The 20,726-nt window shown below is 69.6% G+C and carries 24 protein-coding genes and 2 pseudogenes; 7 read left to right on the forward strand and 19 right to left on the reverse strand.

Going from position 1 to position 20,726, the window contains the following annotated elements:
* Nucleotides 1-267 precede the first annotated feature (267 nt).
* The gene (locus ACWDGI_RS42915; RefSeq protein ID WP_450768489.1) at nucleotides 268-744 is read right to left on the reverse strand and encodes a MarR family winged helix-turn-helix transcriptional regulator; all 477 of its coding nucleotides are present in this window, start codon (nucleotides 742-744) and stop codon (nucleotides 268-270) included.
* A gap of 67 nt (nucleotides 745-811) precedes the next feature.
* Between ACWDGI_RS42915 and ACWDGI_RS42920 the strand changes: the two genes are divergently transcribed.
* Together ACWDGI_RS42920 and ACWDGI_RS42925 are read left to right on the forward strand one after the other, a co-directional pair.
* Entirely contained in the window at nucleotides 812-1,735 is a 924-nt protein-coding gene (locus tag ACWDGI_RS42920) for an alpha/beta hydrolase (protein ID WP_450768490.1), read from the forward strand.
* Nucleotides 1,736-1,973: 238 nt separating this feature from the next.
* A complete protein-coding gene (locus tag ACWDGI_RS42925; protein WP_450768511.1) occupies nucleotides 1,974-2,165 on the forward strand; it encodes a hypothetical protein in 192 nt (63 codons plus the stop codon).
* Here ACWDGI_RS42925 and ACWDGI_RS42930 read toward each other — a convergent pair.
* Nucleotides 2,138-2,248: pseudogene (locus ACWDGI_RS42930) on the reverse strand (IS630 family transposase); the annotation flags it as partial. The gene ACWDGI_RS42925 and the pseudogene ACWDGI_RS42930 overlap by 28 nt on opposite strands.
* A 737-nt stretch (nucleotides 2,249-2,985) precedes the next feature.
* Entirely contained in the window at nucleotides 2,986-3,186 is a 201-nt protein-coding gene (locus ACWDGI_RS42935; protein ID WP_450768491.1) for a hypothetical protein, read from the reverse strand.
* Nucleotides 3,187-4,284: 1,098 nt separating this feature from the next.
* On the opposite strand from ACWDGI_RS42935, the gene ACWDGI_RS42940 reads away from it, so the two are divergent.
* Nucleotides 4,285-5,133, forward strand: coding sequence for a hypothetical protein (locus tag ACWDGI_RS42940; RefSeq protein ID WP_450768492.1), 849 nt, complete (start codon nucleotides 4,285-4,287; stop codon nucleotides 5,131-5,133).
* A complete protein-coding gene (locus ACWDGI_RS42945) occupies nucleotides 5,130-5,792 on the forward strand; it encodes a Type 1 glutamine amidotransferase-like domain-containing protein (RefSeq protein WP_450768493.1) in 663 nt (220 codons plus the stop codon). The genes ACWDGI_RS42940 and ACWDGI_RS42945 overlap by 4 nt, the downstream gene beginning before the upstream one ends.
* Before the next feature lie 424 nt (nucleotides 5,793-6,216).
* Here ACWDGI_RS42945 and ACWDGI_RS42950 read toward each other — a convergent pair whose 3' ends face one another.
* From ACWDGI_RS42950 to ACWDGI_RS42960, 3 genes and pseudogenes are all read right to left on the reverse strand, one after another.
* Nucleotides 6,217-6,498: a hypothetical protein gene (locus ACWDGI_RS42950; protein WP_450768494.1), complete on the reverse strand. Its 282-nt coding sequence runs from the start codon at nucleotides 6,496-6,498 to the stop codon at nucleotides 6,217-6,219.
* 425 nt (nucleotides 6,499-6,923) lie between these two features.
* Nucleotides 6,924-7,298: pseudogene (locus tag ACWDGI_RS42955) on the reverse strand (AAA family ATPase); the annotation flags it as partial.
* A gap of 124 nt (nucleotides 7,299-7,422) precedes the next feature.
* Complete coding sequence (locus ACWDGI_RS42960) at nucleotides 7,423-7,833, reverse strand: cupin domain-containing protein (RefSeq protein ID WP_450768495.1); 411 nt, start codon at nucleotides 7,831-7,833, stop codon at nucleotides 7,423-7,425.
* A 111-nt stretch (nucleotides 7,834-7,944) separates the two neighbouring features.
* Between ACWDGI_RS42960 and ACWDGI_RS42965 the strand changes: the two genes are divergently transcribed.
* The gene (locus ACWDGI_RS42965) at nucleotides 7,945-8,238 is read left to right on the forward strand and encodes a hypothetical protein (RefSeq protein ID WP_450768496.1); all 294 of its coding nucleotides are present in this window, start codon (nucleotides 7,945-7,947) and stop codon (nucleotides 8,236-8,238) included.
* 54 nt (nucleotides 8,239-8,292) lie between these two features.
* Here the strand turns inward: ACWDGI_RS42965 and ACWDGI_RS42970 are convergent, their stop codons facing one another.
* The 10 genes from ACWDGI_RS42970 to ACWDGI_RS43015 form a co-directional block, all read right to left on the reverse strand.
* Nucleotides 8,293-9,879: a GMC family oxidoreductase N-terminal domain-containing protein gene (locus tag ACWDGI_RS42970; RefSeq protein WP_450768497.1), complete on the reverse strand. Its 1,587-nt coding sequence runs from the start codon at nucleotides 9,877-9,879 to the stop codon at nucleotides 8,293-8,295.
* Entirely contained in the window at nucleotides 9,876-10,532 is a 657-nt protein-coding gene (locus ACWDGI_RS42975) for a DUF5987 family protein (RefSeq protein ID WP_450768498.1), read from the reverse strand. Before ACWDGI_RS42975 ends, ACWDGI_RS42970 begins: the two co-directional genes overlap by 4 nt.
* A 6-nt stretch (nucleotides 10,533-10,538) precedes the next feature.
* Nucleotides 10,539-11,210 carry a hypothetical protein gene (locus ACWDGI_RS42980; RefSeq protein ID WP_450768499.1) on the reverse strand — a complete coding sequence of 224 codons (672 nt, stop codon included), beginning with the start codon at nucleotides 11,208-11,210 and terminating at the stop codon, nucleotides 10,539-10,541.
* A gap of 716 nt (nucleotides 11,211-11,926) precedes the next feature.
* The gene (locus tag ACWDGI_RS42985; RefSeq protein ID WP_450768500.1) at nucleotides 11,927-13,321 is read right to left on the reverse strand and encodes a hypothetical protein; all 1,395 of its coding nucleotides are present in this window, start codon (nucleotides 13,319-13,321) and stop codon (nucleotides 11,927-11,929) included.
* A complete protein-coding gene (locus ACWDGI_RS42990) occupies nucleotides 13,318-14,034 on the reverse strand; it encodes a FadR/GntR family transcriptional regulator (protein WP_450768501.1) in 717 nt (238 codons plus the stop codon). Before ACWDGI_RS42990 ends, ACWDGI_RS42985 begins: the two co-directional genes overlap by 4 nt.
* Nucleotides 14,035-14,272: 238 nt before the next feature.
* Nucleotides 14,273-14,566 (reverse strand): DUF1330 domain-containing protein, encoded by a 294-nt coding sequence (locus ACWDGI_RS42995; RefSeq protein ID WP_179788775.1) that lies wholly within the window; start codon nucleotides 14,564-14,566, stop codon nucleotides 14,273-14,275.
* Between the two features lie 33 nt (nucleotides 14,567-14,599).
* Nucleotides 14,600-15,697, reverse strand: a complete 1,098-nt coding sequence (locus tag ACWDGI_RS43000) for an MFS transporter (RefSeq protein ID WP_450768502.1) — start codon at nucleotides 15,695-15,697, stop codon at nucleotides 14,600-14,602.
* Nucleotides 15,664-16,032, reverse strand: a complete 369-nt coding sequence (locus tag ACWDGI_RS43005; protein ID WP_450768503.1) for a hypothetical protein — start codon at nucleotides 16,030-16,032, stop codon at nucleotides 15,664-15,666. Before ACWDGI_RS43005 ends, ACWDGI_RS43000 begins: the two co-directional genes overlap by 34 nt.
* Nucleotides 16,029-16,391, reverse strand: a complete 363-nt coding sequence (locus tag ACWDGI_RS43010) for a MarR family winged helix-turn-helix transcriptional regulator (RefSeq protein WP_450768510.1) — start codon at nucleotides 16,389-16,391, stop codon at nucleotides 16,029-16,031. The genes ACWDGI_RS43005 and ACWDGI_RS43010 overlap by 4 nt, the downstream gene beginning before the upstream one ends.
* 127 nt (nucleotides 16,392-16,518) lie before the next feature.
* Nucleotides 16,519-16,968 (reverse strand): transposase, encoded by a 450-nt coding sequence (locus ACWDGI_RS43015; RefSeq protein ID WP_450768504.1) that lies wholly within the window; start codon nucleotides 16,966-16,968, stop codon nucleotides 16,519-16,521.
* 334 nt (nucleotides 16,969-17,302) lie between these two features.
* Here ACWDGI_RS43015 and ACWDGI_RS43020 point away from each other — a divergent pair, with 334 nt between their 5' ends.
* Together ACWDGI_RS43020 and ACWDGI_RS43025 are read left to right on the forward strand one after the other, a co-directional pair.
* Complete coding sequence (locus tag ACWDGI_RS43020; RefSeq protein WP_450768505.1) at nucleotides 17,303-18,040, forward strand: dienelactone hydrolase family protein; 738 nt, start codon at nucleotides 17,303-17,305, stop codon at nucleotides 18,038-18,040.
* 331 nt (nucleotides 18,041-18,371) lie between these two features.
* Nucleotides 18,372-19,211 carry a hypothetical protein gene (locus ACWDGI_RS43025; RefSeq protein WP_450768506.1) on the forward strand — a complete coding sequence of 280 codons (840 nt, stop codon included), beginning with the start codon at nucleotides 18,372-18,374 and terminating at the stop codon, nucleotides 19,209-19,211.
* On the opposite strand, the gene ACWDGI_RS43030 is transcribed toward ACWDGI_RS43025, so the two are convergent.
* From ACWDGI_RS43030 to ACWDGI_RS43040, 3 genes are all read right to left on the reverse strand, one after another.
* Nucleotides 19,094-19,393, reverse strand: a complete 300-nt coding sequence (locus ACWDGI_RS43030; RefSeq protein ID WP_450768507.1) for a putative quinol monooxygenase — start codon at nucleotides 19,391-19,393, stop codon at nucleotides 19,094-19,096. The two genes, ACWDGI_RS43025 and ACWDGI_RS43030, sit on opposite strands and share 118 nt — an antisense overlap.
* A 92-nt stretch (nucleotides 19,394-19,485) precedes the next feature.
* A complete protein-coding gene (locus tag ACWDGI_RS43035) occupies nucleotides 19,486-20,187 on the reverse strand; it encodes a LutC/YkgG family protein (protein ID WP_450768508.1) in 702 nt (233 codons plus the stop codon).
* The coding region (locus tag ACWDGI_RS43040; RefSeq protein WP_450768509.1) for a lactate utilisation protein LutB domain-containing protein at nucleotides 20,184-20,726 on the reverse strand (543 nt) is incomplete at its 5' end. The genes ACWDGI_RS43040 and ACWDGI_RS43035, both read right to left, overlap by 4 nt.

Genomic DNA, 20,726 nt, shown 5'->3' on the forward strand with positions numbered 1-20,726 from the left:
GCTACCTCACCCCACACCAGGCCAGGACCCGCTACAGACAACGACTCCACCTCGCCGCATAAAACGGAAGTGTCGGACCTCAAGGGGTCACTCCATGTTGATCGCCTTGGCCGTTGTCTGCGTGGTCGCCGTTCTCTCCTGCCTATACGTTGTAGTGGCAATGGACTACTAGGGCGCGTATCGAGTTGTGATCAATCCGCGGGATTCACCCTCGTAACGAACGCTGATCACGCGGCTACGGGCAGTCGCACTGGAGGCGCATGCCGGTCAGCCTGTGGGCAGGCCGATTTGGTCGCGTTCGAGTACAGAGCGCAACTCCGAGAAGATCTGTGCGGCGGCCGGTCCTGAGGGACCGCCCAGGACGTCTGCGGTCAGCTCGGCCAGTGTTTTAGTGAAGGTCGCCTCCGCCGCCTCGACGAGTTGCAGGCCTCCGGCGGTCAGGTCCAGCAGTGATGAGCGGCGATCCGATGGATTACTTCGCCGTATGACCCATGCCTGCTTCTCCAGGCGGTCGATGCCCTTGCTGGTCGCGCCGATCCCGATGGCGAATTCGGTGGCGAGGTCCGCGACCCGGGAGCCGGGGTGGTCGCGCAGGAAGCGCAGGAACTCGAACTGCGAGGTGACGATCCCGTGCCGCTCGCGAAGGCGGTCGTTCAGCGCGTTGTAGAGGCGTGTCTCGCAGCGGACGAGATCGGCGAAGAAGCCCGGGAGGTCGATCGGGCCACGGCTTGACTTAGATGCCATGGCATATATTCTAACCTAAATGCCTGGGCATATAGTTCTTTGGCATGCACTCGCGATGGAGGCGACAATGAGCAGGCAGCAGCGCGCGGAGATCGACGCGATGGTCCGACGGCCTCAGCCGGAGGCCCCTCGGTCGGTGGAGGACATTCGCGCCGGGTTCAGGGCGATGATGGGGGAAATGATCGTCCCGGCTGGGATCCGCACCCGGACCGCGACGCTCGGCGACCGCCCCGCGGTGCTCGTCGAGCCGGTCGGCACTCCGAAGGCCGGGACGATCCTCTACTTTCACGGCGGCTCTTACGTGGTCGGTTCACCGGAGACGGCGATGTCGCTGACGGGGAACCTGGTGACCAAAACAGGGTTCAGGGCGTTCTCCCTGGATTACCGGCTCGCCCCTGAGCATCCGTTCCCGGCCGCGATCGAGGATGGGGTGAGCGCCTACCGCGCACTTCTCGACAGCGGCGAAGAGCCTTCGGCGATCGCGTTCGCCGGGGACTCCGCCGGCGGCGGCCTCACCGTCACCACCTGCCTCGCCGCCCGCGATGCGGGCCTGCCTATGCCCGCCGCAATCGTGGCGTTCTCCCCCGGACTCGACATGACCCGGACAGGCGAGAGCATGGACACCAAGGCGGGTATCGACCCGTTCTTCACGCGTGAGGGCCTGGAACACACCGGGACCATGTACCTTGCGGGACAGGATCCGCATCAGCCCATGCTCAGCCCCGCCATCCTCGCCGACCTGACCGGCTTCCCTCCGATGCTTCTGCAGGCGGGCACCAACGAAATACTCCTGGACGACTCCACACGCATGGCCACGCGCGCGAGGGAAGCCGGAGTGGACGTCATCCTGGACATCACCGCTGACGTTCCACATGTCTTCCAGGCGTTCGCCGGCGTCCTGGACGAAGCCGACGAGGTACTGGACCGCGCCGCTCTCTTTCTCAGTCAGCACATCCGCACCAGGGGCACGGCACGCACGTCGGCAGGCTGAGCCCGCAGGCGGTCTCATACGGACCACGGTCCGAACCCCAGGCCCTGGCTCGCCGTTACTATTCCTGGCGGCCGGCACCCCACCTCGCTCCGAGGGCCGTTCAAGCCCCCGGGGGTGCGTTCTCGCCGTATCACGACCAAGCGGCGGAACAATGGCCCGACTGGCCGTCGACCACGGCAACGCCGGCCATTGGCATGCTGGGCGGCGGCAAGTCTCAGGTGTCTACACGGGAGCGACCATGGCGTTCGAGACCGGCGTCGCCGGACGGGACGAGTGGTCCTATTCGCCGGCTGTCGGCGTGGGGCCGCTGTGGTTCGGTATGACCGTCGGCGAAGTGGTCGAGGCGGCTGAGGCGTTCGGCCGTACATACGTCAGCGAAGCTGCGCGGGACCACAACAGCGTGCCGTCGAGGGTGGCGGATCGGTACTGAAGTCGTTGGAGCCGGTCACGGACGGGGGCCTCGAGCCGGTCGAGGGCGACCACGGCGAGGTTGGCCAGGGTGCGCTTGACGTGCACGACGGACCCGGACGAACCGATCGCCTGGACCGCCGACGCCGAGACCGTCACCGTGTTCGCCACCTGTGCGTCATCACGCTCATCGGCCAACTTGGCTGAGTGGCGGTTGACTTCCGCCTCCGGCGCGGCGGTCGGCATCCTTCGTGTCCCCTCCCGGACGATCTCGTCGATCACTGCGGAGCCACTGGCAGTAGTGCCGTCGGCGCTCACTGCGCTGGGCACGGATGTGCCTTTCCGGCCGGTGCTGCGAACACCGGTCTGCTCGGTGACCTATCGATCAATCACCGAGACGTCGCCTCGCGTTGCGCCACGGTCACGCCGAGAGGAAGATTCGTCAGTCCCCAGACCGTGGCCGCCTCAGGCGAAGTCTGCCGTGGTGATGCCGTCGGAAAGGCACAGAAGCCCACGGAAGCCACGGCACATGCCGACCACTTCGTGTCCCTGCCGCCACACAGGCAGCGAGGCCGTCGTCACTCCCTCGCGAGTAACGCCTTCCGGAGAGGGCGCAGTCCAGGCAAGCCTCAACCCGTGGAAGCGGCAGGCGAGTACCTGCCCCACGGCTACTGGGAGGAGGCACAGCGAACCTTTGTCACCGTTCTCTACATAGGCGGCGGCCAGGGCGAAAGCGCACCCTGGCGGCTACGGAACGTCTGGTCCCTGCCGACTGCACACCGCGGGCAAGTTCCCTTGGTCCGCCAGACGATCCGATCGATACCGACCAGGCGCCGCGCCTCTCAGGCGCTCGGGCGCTCTGAGAGACGCGCGTCCCTGGTGCCCACCAGGGTGCTGCCGTTGAAGAGGCCAATCTCCACCGTGGCGTAGTGGATTCCGTTCGAGTCGTTGGCGTATGTGTTGTAGGTGAACTCCCTGCCGCAGCGGGTCGTGTAGCCGTGCCACGGCCAGTAGTGCGTGCCGCCGTGGTACGGGACGGTCACCAGCCGAATGCCAATCTTCAGGCCGTCGCACCGCGAGTTGCTGGGCTTCAGCTGCATCGTGATCGCGGTGAGGCTGTTCGGACCGCCCCACTGGAAGAGTCCATACGAATCGGCATAGCCGCTCAGGGACCCGACGGTACTCGTGAGGTTTCCGGCGGCCGCGACGGTGGTGCCGAGGGGGGCGGCTGCCGTAGGGCCGTCTATGTGCCAGTTGGCGGGGGCAGCTGCCGTCGCCGGCCCGGCGGCAACGAAAACGGCAGCGGCCGCAATCGTTACCGCAACTGTCCGAGAGAGCTTCATCTCAACTCCGGTGTGAGTGCGAATCTGCGTCGAACCGAACTCCTGTGCCCGGTGTCCCGGCCGGCATCCACTCCACGCGTCATCCCTCCGCGCACGACCGCCAGGACCCAGTACATAGACGAGAATTCGGCCCAGCTTCTGACACTTCTCACTCAAATGTGGCCCACGTCATATCCAGGGACCCGGCGTTCTCGAGCCGATGTCCATCCACCAGTGACCTGACGCATCCCGTAGACAAGCCGCATCGGCGCTGCCCACCCGCATGCTCGGCGCGCGCTGAACGTGCTCCTGCCGACTGGAAACAGGGTCAGCGGGGAAGGCGGGTGCAGCCTCAGCAGGCGGGACTCGACCTGTCTGAGACGTTCTTCCGTCCGGCTCTCGAAAAGCGTGGGCTCGCGCGAGCGGTCGCTCATGGGGCGACGATGAGGGTCTAGACCTCCTGACCGTGAACGTCCAGATGAACGTCAAGGTGGAGGCGGTTCGGGGAAGGTACGCGCGACCGCGTGACCCGGGGCAGGGACCGCGGGGTGGGCGCGTAACCGGTCCGGCCGCCGCAACCGGGCGGCGGTCGGTTCCGATGAAATCCCTGACCCCGGGTGCACCGGAAAAGGGGCGCCGCGCTGCTCCGAGGGCACCTCGGCCGCACTCCGGGGACGGTCCGCGACCCCTTGGGCGCCGCGCGCCTGACAGACGCTCAGGCATCCACTCCGGTCCTCGCCATCACCCCTCTGACCTGGCGCTTCCTCGGAAAGTCCCTGTGCTGGAGCCCTGTTGCCGGACGACTGTGCAGGGGAATCCGTGAGCGAGGACATCGTCACGTACGACGCCGCCCACATCGAGGTACTGGAGGGGCTGGCGGCCATTCGGAAACGACCCGGCACCGGGCTCGAATCACTGCTGCCCCTCCTGCACACCGGTGGCAGCCGCCCCCTCGACAGGCACAGCGTGATCGCAAGCCGCTTCGTCCTCGGTCCCGCCGTGACCAACGCACTGTCCGCCCGTCTGAGGGCCGAGGTGCGGCACGAAGGGCTCCGTTGGGCGCAGGACTACGAGCTTGGTGTGGTTGTGGGGCCACCCGTACCGCACGGGCCGACGGCCCGGACCGGAACCACGATCACCTTCCAGCCCGACAGCGGGGTCTTCGGCACTGCGCAGTGTTCCTTCGACGCACTGGCGGAGCGATTCCGGGAACTCGCCTTCATCAACCGGGACCTGGAGTTCCCCCTCACCGACTGGCGCCGAACCGATACGACCAGGTCCGTGCGGTGCCGGTTCCCGGACGGCCTGCGGGACTTCGTCGCCTTCCTGAAAGGCCGGACCGCGGCCGCCGCCGAACCGGACATCACCGGCTTCGAAAAGGAGGACCCGCGGATGGCCGGGACGGTGGAGGTGGCGCTGGCGTGGACGAGCGCACCCAGTAGGCACATCCGTAGCTTCGCCAACAGCACGCCCACCCTGCAGGGCGGCACCCAGCGGCCACCGGCATCGCCTTCCTGCCCGGGGAATGGGTGGCGGATGAAACGCGCCGAAGCCGGCTGTTCGTCGTGCCTTCGTCGAAACTGGCCCCCAGAGACGATGAGTTCGAGCGCTGTCCCGGGTCTTCAGCACCACAGGCAACTCCCGCTCGCGAATCTGGAGGCATTTTGAAGCTCTTGCTCACGTCCGGTGGCGTCACGAACCCGAGCATCCACTCGGCGCTCGTGAAGCTTCTCGGTAAACCGGTCTCCGAGTGCCACGCTCTTTGCATCCCGACGGCACAGTGGGGGCACCCGATGTGCGGTCCGGCGTCGGTGCGGGGCTTCGTAGCCGCCGAGCCCCGGTGGCAGCACATGTCCGGCCTGGGCTGGGCCTCGCTCGGTGTCATCGAGCTCACCGCCCTGCCCACCATTGGAGCGGAGCGATGGATCCCCTGGATCCGGGCGGCCGACGTGCTCCTGGTCGATGGCGGCGACGCCACCTACCTGTGCCATTGGATGCGGGAGTCCGGGCTGGCCGATCTCCTGCCTTCGCTGACCGATATGGTCTGGGTGGGGGTGAGTGCCGGAAGCATGGTGCTGACGCCGAGGATCGGAGCGTACTTCACCGAGTGGCCGCTGGCGCCGGACGACCGCACCCTGGGAGTCGTCGACTTCTCGATCTTCCCGCACTTGGATGCGTGGCCGAAGAACATGCTGGCTGATGCGCAGCGGTGGGCAGCCGACATTGGCGTCCCGGCCTACGCCATCGACGAACAGACAGCCATCAAGGTCGTCGACGGCGCTGTCGAGGTGATCTCCGAAGGGCAATGGACGAAGTTCGGGGCCTAGCCGCCGGGAATTGTTCGCGACACAGCGTCTTGAACGTGGGCTGCTGGGCTTACAGCACTTCCAGTATCGGCCCCGGCGACGTTCGCAGTCTGCGGCCCGCGCCTCGGCCAGGTGGCCGCGTGACCTATTCACGCGTCGTCGCAGGTCCGGCCCTGGCGTCGGGACGCCAGGCAGGGGAATCAACGCCTTCGGTTGGTCAAGGTGACGGTCGAGGGCGAGGTTCATCTGGGTGCCGTGGTCGGCCGGTCCGCGTAACGGCGGCCGGCCGAGGTGAGCGATCAGGACGACGCGGTGGCGCAGGAGCGGGACGCCGGCTCGTCCTGCCATCAGGCGCTTGTTTGAGGGCGACCCGGCGGCGCCATCCCTGTCGAGAACCCACGTGTGCGACTGCTACTGAGGCTGTGCCTCCCGGGACTGGAGATCCTCACTCGTCGTAGCGAGTCGGCGGAAACGGTTTGCGACCCTTACGCGGGACGGAACTCGACTGCACCTCGCCTGTGCCAGCCTGGCGATCGACCTCCGCCTGGGCTTCTTCGTACTGCGCGGTGGGAGACTCCGGCGCGTCTGCAGGCAACCCGACATCGCGCCGGTCCTCCTCGGTACGCCGCTCCAGCTCCGTCTCGTCGGGCCGGCGGGGCATGCCGCGTCCGTGGTCGCTGTCCGGATTCCCCTCGACCTGCCGGTTGGCCTTGTGGTGATGCACCATGGTCTTCTCCTTGAGGTGAGCACCCGGGTGCAGTTGCGACCGGGTGTACCACCCTGCCGTGCGCCGTCCTTGCGGGCCACGCGCGCCAGTGTCACGTGTGTCCGGTTGTGCCTTCGCCAGCTCCGTCGTCTCCAGTACGGGAAATCGCTGCTGCGGTCGGTTGCCCGATGCCAAAGCGGGCGAGTCGCGCCGGGATCGCCCAAGTCTTCGTCGTCACTGGAGCCGGGCTGCTTCTTGCGCACGGTGCAATGGGCTGTGCCGTCTCGCACGCGGGCGACGATCGTGACTCGGGAGCGGCCTCGCCGCTGAGGAAGAGCGACGCTGTGCGGTTGTCGAGTTCCGCCCGGACGGTGCGGCGCGAAGGGGGGGCACCAAAGTCAGGCTGGTGACCGAGGGCGATGAGGTAGAATTTGTCCGCCTCGTCCCATGTTATACGGCTGGCGGCGCACCTTCTCGGTCAGCTGCCCTGCTTCCTCGTAGCCGACGCGTCCGGGCGGAGCCAGGAAAATCCGGGCGCCGGTGTGCCTCTCCTGAAACTCGCTCGTGTCGAAGCGGACCATGCGATTCTCTTCGCCCGACAGCAGCTCGGTGAGTCCTTTGGCGAATTCGGTCCTCGTACGGCGTCCTGGCTTCACACCAGGTGGGTCATGAAGGGGCAGCGGCCGAAACAGGAGGCGGTGGCCGAGGTCTGCCGGATCTCTCAGCGCGAGAAACAGCCCGCCACGAGGCCCATCGCCTCTCCGAGCCCCAAACCTCCGCGCATATTGCGCTACGGCTGCCGCGTCCTGCTCTGCCGTCACAGAAGATCGTGGCGGCCGTTCCCGTTCCCGGAACCGACCCCCACTCCACTGCGCGCTTCAGATCACGATCTACAGCTGCCGCGTCGGGCAGGGCTGTCAGAGAGGGCCGGAATCCCGGTGGTCATCAGGGCTGGGCCACCCGCAGATGTCGTCGTTCAGCCAGTTCCTCCGCGCTGACCACGGTCAGAATCGGAGTGCCAGGAGGCGCGAACATGGTCACCACCATCTGCGACTGCGCGCTCGGAGAGTTGTTGGCGCCCTGGTAGTGGATCACATCACCCCCCGGCTCGAACAGGGCGTCGCCGGCCTTGAGCACCCGGGGCGGCTGCCCCTCCAGTTCGAAGAGGACCTCGCCCTGGGTCACATAGCCGAAGATCGGCCCGGGATGCCGGTGCGGCGGTGCGCCGGGGTCACCGGGCTTCAGGGTGATCCGGACGGTCCTGGCCTCGGCGCCAGCCGGGATCTGGACCGCCGCGTCCGGCCGGGTCGCAATGATCTCAACCCCAGGGGGCAGGTGCGCATGGTCTGCACTCATGGATTCCTCCAAACGGAAAACGTCATCAGCAAAGACAAGACGGCCTCCCCGTCTGTGACAGCCCCAGATGGCGAACCTGCCGGCGGACAGTCCAATGGTCTTGTCCACGAGATGCGGTTCTGGCACCGCTTCCGTACGGCGGCCACTGCGGCGTCGTCACGTTCCCGTTTCCCGATCCAAGCCCGCGGGTTCCGTACATACCGGCTTCAGCCCTGGCAGACCGGCGAATGGTTCGGCGAGCACGTCACCTTGTCCGACGGCACCGCCACCACGCTGACCGGATCACCCGGCTCCTTCACCGCCGTCTACAGCGGCGACACGGTGTACCAGGGCAATAGCGTCAACCCCGAAACCCGCCCGGTGAGTCGACATACGACCCGCACGGGCACCCCGGAGCCGACGTGACAACCTGGCCGAACTGTTGATCGCGACCCTGCGTCCGAGCGGGCTCCCGTGGTTCTATCGGCCGGGCAGCGGGACACCCCCTGTCATCGCCACTCCGGCCTCGGCGACGCGGGTCGCGATCCCGGCGGTGGCACGTTCGGCCAGCGCGGCGATGGTCAGTGACGGGTTGACGGTGAGCGAGGCCGGAACAGCCGAGCCGTCCGTGACGAACAGGCCTGTGAATCCCCGTAGTTCGTGCCTGTCGTCGAGGGCACTGGAGGCCGGGTCGTCACCGAGGCGCGCAGACCCGAGCGGGTGGGCCGTGACCGTACCGGCCAAGGCCTCGGTCCACGGACGGACCCGGGACAGACCATCCTTCTCCATGATTGCGCGGAGCGCCGTGTCTGCCCGGTCCCATGCCTGGCGGGTTCGGGTGGTGGGGTGGAAGGACATCGTGCCCTGACCGAGACCGGGTGCCAGGCGGATGAAGCTTCCGGTGGGAGGAACCGCCCCGAAGGTGCCTTCGTTGTCGTCCTCGGTCATCGCGAGCAGAGTGAGCCACGACGTCCAACGGGCCCGCATCTGCCGCTTGTCGACGCCGAACCAGCCGGGCGCGCCGGTCGTCTGGGCGAGGACGTTGGTCAGCGGTGGGAAGTAGATCTGCTGGAGCATGAACCGGCTGTACTCCGGCGCGGACGGATCCAGGTAGTCGTACGTGGCGGATGTGATCGGCCGGCCGATCGGCAGCCCCTGGTAGACCGTCCCGTCGGGACGGGAGAGTCCGAGCAGCGACCCCGCCTTGCTCTCGTCGACGTCGGCGACGCTGACGTGGTCGCCGTTGCCGGAGAAATGGCGTCCGACCGCGCCCGGGATGCCGCCGAGCAGCGGGGAGGACCGCTGGAGGATCACCGGCGTGCCCACCGCACCCGCCGCCAGCACCACGACCTTGGCGTGGATGATCCCCACGTTCGTGGTGCAGGTGTAGTCATCGGGGTCGAGGACGGTGTAGGCGACCGCGTAGCGGTAGCCGGACTCCAGGGAGGGGGTGATCAGCTGAACCTCGTGGAGTGGCCGGATGACCGCACCATGGGCTTCCGCCGCGGGGAGATAGTTGAGCAGCATGGAACGCTTGGCGTCGAACGCGCAGCCCGACAGCATCCAGTTGCAGTTGGTGCAGGCCGCGGTGTCCACCGCCACCGGAACCGGATTGCAGGTGTGCCCGGCCCGCTGGCAGGCGGCCGCCAGTACCCCGCCCGCGTAGGAGACGTCCGACCAGCCGGTGCGGGCGACCGGCAGTGCCTGCTCCACCCGGTCGTACCACGGGTCGAGCGTGGCGCGGCTGAGGGACGCCGGCCACATCCGCCGCCCGATGCTGCCGTGGCGCTCGAAGGCGTACGACGGTGCCCGTAGCGAGGCTGCGAAGTAGACGACGCTGCCGCCGCCCACGCAGTTGCCGGCGACCACCGACACGCCGTCGCCGCGGATCACATCGACGATCTTGTTGTAGGTGCCCAGCCGCATGGAGTGGCTGAACTGCTCCGCACCCAGGCGCGGTCCGCGCTCAAGAACGGTGACGCGTGCTCCGCCTGCGGCCATGTAGTACGCCGGGATGGCCCCGCCGAAGCCGCTGCCGATCACCAGGACGTCCGTGGTCTCGGTCATGTCGGGCTCCCGGAAGGGGTCGTGGCGGGGTGGAGGGCCGCGAGCGGGCGGCCGTAGGAGAAGTCCCCGAACCGCCACAGGCCGTCCGGGTCCGGCTTGGGAAACCTCAGCCAGGTCAGTCCCGGATGGCCCTGGGCCAGGGCGGCGGCCGTGTCGGACTGCCCGGCGGTGTCGAACGCGATGCCGACGATCAGGGTCAGCACCTGCCAGACCGGCTCGTCGAGATCGCCCGAGCCGAACAGGCCGCTTACCAGGTTGGTCCGATGCGAGAAGGAGAGGTCGACGAAGGGTGGCCGGCTGGGTGACAGCCAGATCAGCCGGACCGCCGCGTAGGCGATGGCACGGGCGTCGAGCAGGGCCGCGATCTCCGGCAGCAGCGGGGCCAGCGGCAGCTGGGGTGAGTTCAAGACGTCGATGACGCCCGCCTGGACGGCGCCTGGCCCGGTGACCGCTCCGGCGCACACCTGGTCACCCGGGAACCGGTGCTCACCGGGGACGATGGTGTCGGCGAAGGCTCCGAGGGTCTGTGTCGTCCAGTCTTCGGAGACGTGCGCCGCGGCGGCCGCCGGGGTGGTGGTGAGCCCCCCGGCGGCCAACACGGCAACCGATGCGGTGAGCGCCTTGAGGATCGCTCGTCGGTCGACGGTGGACACGGCCGGTCAGCCGATCAGCGCGCAGCCGAGGTCCGATGGCAGCGCCACCGTCAGGCCGGTCTCTCCGGCCTCCTGGCCGTATGCGGACAGCGCGTCGGCCAGGTTGTCGAAGTTCGAGGCGCGCAGGGCGGCGACGGCGTCGCCGATGCCCACCGTCCGGCCGTTGATGCTGAAGTGCGTGAGGCGGGCACCGGCCCGTCGGTCGGTCTTGTCCCACCAGTACTGGCCGTCCCAGGTCACGTACGGTACGGCGCCGTTGGTGGCCTGCACGCTCCAGTGGTCCTTCTGGTAGTAGCGGCAGGTCAGCATGGTGATGGCGAAGCGGGAGGGCTCGGCGACCAGGAAGCGCAGGGCTCCACCGTCGTCGAAGGTGATGTCGCGCTTGCTGTACTCCACGCACAGCGGGTTCGCGAACATCAGCCACAGGGGCGGCTGTTCGCCCTCGCCGAAGTCGTGCCAGGTGCACGTGGCGGCGAAGCCCGGCTCGGTGAAGGGCCCGACCGGAGGCACGTCGGAGGATGCCTGGACCGCCGAGGTGCTCACGGTCTGGGCCGCACGGACGGCAGTGGCCGATTCGGCGGGTGCGGCGGATGCGTCATGGCTCGGGAGCAGCGCGGCGCAGACCCCGAGGGCCAGCGCGAAGCCGGCCGCGGTCGTACGCAGGTACACAGGGAACACAGGACCTCCTGGACGCGCAAAGGGGGTGGGGTGGTGTCGCTCGGGAAAGGCCGCCGACGGCGGGGAACCGGCAGGCCGAGAATCTGGCCGAGAATGGGGCACTCCGCTCACTGGCAGAGGTGGTACGAGTGACCGAGTCACGATGACGACGACACGCATCCCGACGCGGGTGAGTGTCCGGACGGCCGTGGCTCCGCCGGCGCCCGAGTCGACAACGGCGGCGCCGGCGCTTGAACGCGTGGGCAGGTCGCGGGACGGCGTACGGTCGAGCGGCGGGTCGTCGGCGCCGCCAAGGGGGGGACGACACTGACGCGGCGTCCGTTCGTCGGCGGCCGCCGGCAGAGTGGGTCCGGTAAAGACGTCGGTGAGCCCGGCCCGCGACAGCGGGGCGAAGTCCGGGGCGTCCGCCAACTCCGCGGACGCGGTGAGTACCCTGACCGCGTCCAGGAGCGGCAGCAGGGACCGGTGGTAACCGGGCGATCCCGTGACCCCGCTTCCGCCCCGCCGCGCTCAAGGCGGCAGGCAGGTCTGCCCGTGCGGGCCACGGTGCGGGCCTCGATCGCCGCGGCCACGGCGCGCACGGCTGTCCGTACCGGAGCGGGCATGGCGTCGAGCAGCATCTCGAACCTGCCCGGCACGGCCCGCGTCCACGCCGAGGTACCGTCGTCCGCGAGCAGGGCGGCTGTACGTCCGCCGAGGCGGGGGGACTTCGGCGTTCACCGGTCGCCGACCTCCGCGTGCGCGGTACCCGACAGCCGCCATACGGCTTCCCGCCGCCATGTGCCCCACCAGCGCTCCAGGCTGACCACCGCGTCCGCCCTCTCGCTGTTGCGGCAGACCGCGGCGGAGCCGTCGGGGTCGGTGTAGCCGAGCGTCAGTGTCCGGTCGGGCGGCTGGGTGACCGTCACCTTGATGCGTCTCAGGCCCGACCTGCCCTCGACCCGCCACTCGGGCAGGCCGAGGTCCGCGCGGAACCGGCCGATTCCCGCCCAGCCCACGGCGGAGCGTTCCGCGCGCCGGGGCCAGCTGCGGCCGTTTCGGTGCAGGCGCAGGAAGACCAGCGGTGGCAGCCTGTCGAGTCCGCGCCGCATGGACACCGCGGCGACGATTTCCAGGACGTCACCGCCCCCCAGGTCGGCGTGGAGCCAGGCCCATCGGCGGGCGTTGCCATGACCGTAGATGCGGGCGTCGGCCCCCGGAGCGTGGTCCAGCCGCAGCTCACCGGCGCCGTACTTGATGGTTCCGCTGTAGCGGACGCGGGTGGCGGGGAGCATGTGCGAGGCCGGAAGCCAGGGGTGTCGCCAGGACCAGCGGGGGAACGTGTACAGCGGCGGGCCCTCGGGGCTCTCGGTGAGCGCCCAGGTGAACGTCCCGGCGGAGCCCGTGAGCCGGTCGGGTCGGACGCGGATGCCCTCGGCGGTGAAGCCTTCCGGGTGCGCCGTCCACGGTACGGGGCCGAAGCGTGTGTGTTCGACGTGGCCGTCCTTCGGGAAGACGGCGATCCAGCCGTGCGCGTAGGCGGCGGAACCGTCGGAGGGCGCCACCAGTTCGTGGTGCAGCCAGATCCCGCTGTCGGTGGCCGGATCGGTCAGGGTCGTGTACCAGACCTCGGTCCGTCCCGGTGTGCCGTCCCAGCGCGACGTCAGATGCCCGTCGGCGGGGGACGCGACAGCACGTGGGAAACGGAAGCTCGCGAGGAAGGGCAGCAGGCCGGTGAGGAGGGGGAAGCGCAGCGTGCCCTCGCCCACCCGGTCACCGTTCTCGTACAGGGTGAACGGCAGTACGGTCAGGGAGCCGAGCGGCCGCGTGGGCGACATCGACTTGCAGCCGACCAGAGTGAGGCGCCGGCCTTCCATGGCGAAGGTGATCCGGTAGCGGATCCAGTCGCGCGAAAGGGCCGCTGTCTCCAGGTCGCCCACGGCTTCGGTGTCGTCGGCGCGTCCCGCCACGCGTACGCGTCCGGTCACGTGCGCCCGTGTCGTGCGGTGGGGCAGCGGCACCGCGTCGGCACGGACCAGCAGGTCCAGCCGGACGGGGTGGTCGCGGTCCTCGTCGGCCAGACGCACTCGGCCCAGCAAAGTCTCCCTGAACACCGTCTCGCGTGAGCTCACAGGGCACCTTCCCGGCATCGGCGGGAGCGTGCCAGCCCGTCGAGCATCATGCGTTCCGTCGCCGACAGATAGTCGCCCGCGGCGGTGCGTGCCGCCTCCTGGTCGCCGGCGGCCACTGCCTCCACGACCGGTGCCAGACGGTCACGAGCGGCCCGGGGATCCTCGAAGGGTCCGACCAGCGCCCCGCGCACCGGCAGATACGCGTTGAACAGGGTGTTGGTCAGCAGGACGTACACCCGGTTGCCCGTGGCACGGGCCAGCGCACGGTGCACCTCGACGTCCGCCAGTTGCACGGGCCCGCCGCCCGCCGCGTCCCCGACGGCCGCCAGCAGCAGACGCAGTTCGGCGACCTGGGCCGCCGTGGCACGGGTCGCCGCGCGCTCTGCGATCAACATGCCGATGCTGCGCCGGACTTCGAAGATCTCACCGATCCAGTCGGGGCTGTGGAGCACCAGCATCGGCAGGAGGTCCGCGCCGCCCAGGCGCAGGAAGTCCCGTACCCGGGTACCCACTCCGTGGCGCGTCTCCAGCAGTCCGGCGTGCGCCAGTCGTTCGAAGGCGTGCTTGAGAGAGGTGCGGGTGACCCCGAATCCGTCGGCGAGTTCACGTTCGGGAGGCAGATTGCTTCCGGCGGGATGACGTCCGGCGAGGATGTCCTCGCGCAGTCGCTTCTCCAGCACGTCGACGATCGTCTCGCGTGGCAGTGCCTCCACCCTGGCTCCCCAATGATTCGGTGGTTCAGTGGCTGAGCCACTGAACCACCGTCAATGACACGGCGTCAATAACCGTGACCGGAAACGCGGCGGTGCCACGCGCTTGAATGCCGGTTCTTCAAGGTGCCGCCGCCGAACCGGGCACGACCCCGGCGACAGCTGCGGCGGGCATCCGCGACTCCGCCGGCCCGCATCGCTGCCGAGCGTCCCGCAGCAGCACGCTCCGACTGGGCCTCGGTCAGTCGATGCCTTCGACGATGCGGAAGTCGCGCTCGACGCCGTCGGAGAGGGCGACCAGCGCCTCCTGGTAGGCCGCACTCTCGTGCGCCGCGACGGCCTGCTCGAAGCTGTCGAACTCGATCAGGACGGTGCGCTCGGCGATTCCGGCGTCATGCGCCACGACCCGACCGCCACGGACGAAGGTCCGACCGCCCCCGGCCTTTACGGCCGGACCGGCCAGCTTGTTGTAAGCGGCCAGCTTCTCAGGGTCTGAGATGGTGCGGTAGACGCTGACCCAGTAGCCCTTGGGCATGGAACCTCCAGTGTTGGGATGAGTGCATCTGACTTACGGGTTGGTCTCGGACGAGCGTCGGCGGGCGAGAGCGAGGCTTGTCAGCGTCGTGATCGCCATGGCGCCGATGCCGACCAGCGCCGCGGTGGTGTAGGCGCTGTCGTGGGGGAAGAGGTGGCCGGGGCCGGTGCCCGCGGCGAGGATCAGGCCGCCGATGGCGCTGCCCAGGGAGTACCCGACGCTGCGGACGACGTAGTTGAAGCTCATGGCGCTCGACGTCTCGCTCTTGGGGGTGACGGCCAGGATGACGCCGGGCATCGCGGCCGAGAAGCCGCCGACGCCGAAGCCGAGCACGCCCATCGCCGCGAACAGTTCGGCCAGGTCCGACCGGGCCGCCGCGAACAGGGCGAACCCGCCGCCGACCACGACGGCGCTGCCGACCAGGAGCAGGGGGTCGGCGATCCGCGTCCGGACCCGCGGCGTGAGCTTTCCGGCGACGAACCCCAGCACCGAGAACGGGATGAGGACCAGCCCGGCGACGAAGGTCGTCAGCCCGAAGCCGTAGCCGGCGCCGTGCGGTGTCTGCGCGTACCGGGTGATGAGCGTGAGCAGGAGGTACATGCCGATCCCGCCGACGAACATGGCGAGGTTCGCCCCGGCGACCGCCGGGTGCCGCACCGCCCGCACATCGACCAGGGGCGTCGTGCTGCGCAGCTCGATGACGGCCCAGGCGCAGAGCAGCACCACCGCGACGACGGCGAGGCCCGCCGCCACGGCGAGGTGCCGGCTCCACAGATCCCGTTCGCCGGCGAGGAACAGCACCAGGAGCAGCGCAGCGGCCAGGACGACCGCGCCTGCCACGTCCACGTGGGCGGCGCGGCCTTCGGGGGCTTCGGGCACGGAGCGCCACGCGGTCAGGAGGGCGGCGGCGGTGACGACCAGGCCGAGGCCGCAGGCGGCCCGTACCCCGCCGAGCTCGGCGAGCAGTGCGGCCAGCGGGTAGCCGACGCCGGCCCCGATGATCGAGACCACCGAGATCAGGGCGATCACGGCCGCGCCGCGCTCCTCGGGGAGGTGGTCCCGGGCCACGCCCATCATCAGCGCCGTCAGCCCGAGCCCTACGCCCTGGGCCGCCCTGCGGCCAGCAGCCACGCGAACGGCAGCGGCAGCACGGTGAGCGCGCTGCCTGCGACGACGACCGCCAGCGTGGCGAGGATCGTGGCCCGCCGGTGCCGGCCGGCACCGAGCCGGCCCAGGACCGGCGTGGCGACGGCGCCGCTGAGCAGCGCGACGGTCAGCGTCCACTGCGCGCTGCCGAGCGAGACGTGGAACGAGGTCGCCACGCTGGTGATGAGCGGCGTCCCGAGGCTGGCGACCGCCGCCACGACCAGAGCGATGAACATCAGGGCGGGGACCAGCAGCCGCGCCTCGGACCGCGCCACCGGGAACGTCTTCACCGCGCCCCCGCCGACCGGCTGCCCGGTCACTGCTTCGGCCCTTCGCGGTCCTGGCTTTCGAGCTCTGCCAGATGCTTCAGCGCCGGAAGGGCCGCCACCAGCGCCTCGACCTCGTCGCCGGTGAGCTCGCCGATCAACCGCTCGAACGCGTGAACGCCCGCCTGACGCCGCGTCCGGACATAGGAGGCACCGGCCTCGGTCAGGCACACCAGCGTGACCCGCTTGTCGGACGCGTCGCCCCGCCGCTCGACCAGGCCGGACTCCTCCATCACCCGGACCAGGGCGGTCATCGCGGGCTGGGTGACGCCCTCGACCACGGCCAGATCGGTGATGCGCCGCGGGCCGGTCCGGTCCAGGGTGGCCAGGGTGGCGGCGGACGTCAGGCTCATGTCCCGGGGAAGGCGTCTCGCGGCCCTGGTGGCCAGGCCGTAGAGGGCTGCCCCGATGGCGGCGGACGCGCCACGAGCGGTGTCTTGACGACTCACGCGCGAAGCATAGCAATTTTATATTCATAGTTTATGTAAATGGTCGGCTTGCGCGGGCGGCGCGCCACTTGAGCAGGCCGGGCCGCCGGATCCGGGTCAGTGCCAGGCCAAGCAGCCGGTCGGCGCGGTCGCCCTCGGCGAGCCGGTCGCGGAAGTCGGACAGCACGCTGTGGTGGAAGCCGGGGTCTTCCAGCTCCAGGCCGAGGGCGTACCTGAAGTCGATGCGGCAGCGCACCGCCTCGGGGGCCTGGCGGTCCGACAGGTTCAGCGCGTATTGCTGCACGCAGACGGTGGCCAGCTGCGCGGGCGAGAGCCCGGGGCGGCCGTCACGCGGGTACCAGGCGGTGAAGTCCTCGTCGCTGAACAGGCCGTCGAGGCGGCCGCGGATCCACATCGCAGCGGTGCCCTGGGGGTTGCCGGCCCGGGCGACCCGCACGGCCAGCGCCGGGGTCTCGGCTCCGGGACGGTGCCGGAGGGACATGTCCGGGTCCTGGGGGACATGGGCAGAACGCTCCCACACGCCTGACGAAACGTCACGATCGTTGACTGTCCGTCCTCAAGATTCCCGACAGAGTCCGACCCGGAAGACCTGGCGCACATCTCGCCGTACCTGACCGAACACATCGACCGGTGCGGCGAGTACAGCACCCACGAACTCGGCATCCAGCCCGAGGCGTACGACCCGAAACCCGACGTCGGCTGCACCCCGCTGCGCGGGCAGGACCTGACCGCTGCCGGTCTCGGTTACCTGCGCTGTTCTGCCAGCGGCAGAGCACCGGCCGGACCGGGCTCGACGATCACTACAGTCCAGTCTCATGACGACGATTACGACGCGTACGGTCGAGTACACGGCCGACGGTTTGACGATGATCGGGCACCTCGCGCTCCCGGCCGGTGTCGACCGCCGGCCCGCGGTGCTGCTCGGACCAGAGGGCATGGGGCTCAGCGACGTCGAGCGCCGCCGGGCCGATGCTCTCGCCGAGCTGGGATATGTAGCGCTGGCCTTCGACCTTCACGGCGGACGCTATCTGGGCGACCCCGAGGAGATGCTGGCCCGTTGCCTGCCGCTGCTCGCTGATCCCGACCGGATGCGAGGCATTGGCCATGCGGCGCTCGACGTGTTGCGCACCGAACCGCGGACCGACCCCGACCGGCTCGCCGCCGTCGGCTACGGCACCGGGGGCGCCGTCAGGCTGGAACTTGGGCGCGACGGCGTCAGCCTGCGCGCGATCGGGACAGTCAACGCACTGACCACGGGCCGACCGGGCGAGGCGGCGCGCATTCGCTGCCCGGTGTGGGCCGGAGTCGGCTCGGAAGACCCGATCATGCCGCCCGCGCAACGGGACGCGTTCACCGCTGAGATGCAGGCCGCGGGCGTCGACTGGCGCCTCGCGGTCTACGGCGGCGCCTTGCACGCCTTCCACCACCCGCCGGTCGACCACCCCGTGGTCCCCGGCGTCGGCTACCACCCACGGCACGCGCAGCGAGCCTGGCGCGACGTCGTCGACCTGCTCGCCGAGTGCCTGCCCGTGACGGAGGATCTGGGGGCATGACCCAGGTAGGCATGCCGGCGCTGGGCATGGTCGGCGTCGAGTACTGACATGCCCCTCCCCTCAAGTCCGCCCAGCAGAACCGCATTCGGGCGGATGCTCGATCGCCGAGACGCGTTCGCAACTGCCGCAGTAAATACCGGAGTTACTGCGGCAGAGCCCCCACCGTGATCACCGCGGCCCGCGGCGGACCAATCCGGGCGCCGGGGCGAGGTGTACGCATTTACTGCGGCAGTACCGGAAGGGCGGGACGGCGGGACGGCGGGACGGCGGGACGGCGGGACGGCGGGACGATCGAACCGGCGATGGAACTCGGGAGCGGGGCGCCCTTGGGTTGCCGCGCGCTCGGGTCGTACCTCTCTCCGCCCCGCCGTCGCCGTACACCGCGGCGGTCGAGCGGTACCTCACCGGCGCGGGCATCGCGAAGTCCTCCGCGCGGATGTACCGAATCTCCCTCACGACCTGGGGATGGATGCTCGCCGGCGAACCGCCGCCGGCCGGACCCGCCCGCCGAGGCGCGAACCCGCCCGTCTTCCCCGTCGCCGCGATCGACGACCCGGCGCTGCCGGAGGACTTGGCCGAGCTGGCGGCGGCGCGGGCGGACGAGATGGACGCCGACACCGTCAACCTGGAGCTGGCCATCGCGCGCAAGGCGATCGGCTGGTGGCAGCGCCAAGGCCGGATCGAGTGCGATCCGGAGATCGGCATCGAGCGGCGGCCGGCGCCGCCGGACCGCACCAAGGCTCCCCCTCGCCTCGCCCGACGACACATCGAGGACCTGGACGGCTGGACGCTTCACCGGCTACGTCACAGTGCCCTGGCGCACGAGGCGGAGGACGGCACCTCCACCCCGATTCTGCCGGCCCGCTCCCGCCACGCCTCCGTCCGCTCCCTGGAGCGCTACGCCCGCGCGGGCGTCGACTCGGTCGCCCGGCACATCGCCGAACGCGACCCCGCTGGACGTCACCCGGTATCACAAGACCGCCACCTGCTACAAAGCAGCGGTCAATCTCGCGTCGCTCCTGGTCTGGGCACGATCTCATCGACGGGTGATGGTCAGAGCCCGAGGCCGCCCGCGACCGACACTTCCTGCTTGGTGAACTCTCCCGTGAGCATCGGCATGGCCTTACTGATGGCCGCCTTCGCCTCGGGCAGCTCCAGTGAAGCGTCGTGATGTCCCTTGGTCTTCCAGACCTCGGTCACCCAGATCGTCGTGTCGTCCTCGTCTGCCAAGCCGACGATGTAGATGTCGCATCCCGCCTCACGAAGGCCGTCGACAGCGCTCAGAAGTATGGAGACGACTTCGTCGCGAAAACCAGGTCGGGTCTTCATCGATGCCATGCAGCCGTAGGACATACAGGGGCCTTCCTCTCTCCATGGGCGAGGCCGGGCGCCGGCCACGGCAGCACCCTGCCATCGGCAGCCCGCGAACTCAACGGACGTCGGGTTCAGCCCCGAGTGACTGCCTCTTGTCCGTCCATCAGCATCCTTTGAAGACAGGCGTCGTCTCCCGGTTGGCCGGCGCTGACCAGGAGTACCTCCAGGGTGCGTGGGCCGTGCACGCCTTCGACTCGGTCCAGTTCGATGTCGCTGGTGGCGGACGGTCCGGAGATCCAGGTCAACGGGCGTGTCGGGTCGAGGTGTTCGAGGGCCTGGGGGACGGAGGAGACGACCTGGTCCGGTACCCGGACGACGCAGATGTGGTGGTCGGGGACGAGGGTGATGCGGCGGCGGCCCTGGTCGGGGCTGCCGTCCAGCACGATGGTTCCGGTCTCGGCGATCGCCACCGCACACCCGGTGACCACACTGCCCACCTTGTCGAGTTCGTGTGGTGTGCTCTCTGCGTGGTCCGGGATCACCTCGGCGTCGGCCGCCGCGAGCCATGCCGGGTTCAGTCCGGCCGGCACGACCACGGTCCCGGCCCCGCGGTCGGCGATCAGCCGGCCGATCAGCGCGGCCAGGTCACCCTCCGCGCACCGGTGCACGAGTGCCCGGTAGTCCGTGAGGTTCTCGGCGAGCAGCTCCACCGTCTGCGTGACGGTCCGCTGCCCGTGCTCGCGCAGGTACGCCCGTTCGAGCGGTGGGTCCTGGCCCTGCACGTCGGCCAGCGCGCGTCGTACCCGGCCCAGGATCCGTTCGCTGCTGCTCATTTGGCGCCGTCCTTTCCGCCGTTGGTCCGCTGCCACCAGTCGCGGAACGGTTCCTGGGGTACCGGCGGGAGGTCCCGGGTTCCGGTCCACGCCCTGCCGGGACCCGGCAGTGTGCGGGGGTGGAGGCGGCGGCTGCGGGAGGCGAGCCGTTGGCCGGTGCGCAGGGCGGTGGGGTGCGAGAGCGTCCAGCGGGCCGCCCGCATCGCCGCCCGTTCGGCCGCATGTCCCTTGGCGGGTTTGAGCAGGACTTTGTTGCCGCCCCGGAGCGCCTCGCCGCCCTCCACGACCCGCTCCCGCAGATGCACCAGCACCTCGGGGATGTCGATGGCGACCGGGCAGACCTCGTAGCAGGCCCCGCACAGTGATGACGCGTAGGGGAGTGAGGCGTCGATGTCGCTGGCTGTGCCGCGTAGTTGGGGGCTGAGGATCGCGCCGATCGGCCCCGGGTAGACCGAGCCGTAGGCGTGTCCGCCGGCCCGTTCGTAGACCGGGCAGACGTTGAGGCAGGCGGAGCAGCGGATGCAGCGCAGGGCCTGGCG

Source organism: Streptomyces sp. NPDC001220 (assembly GCF_053597895.1).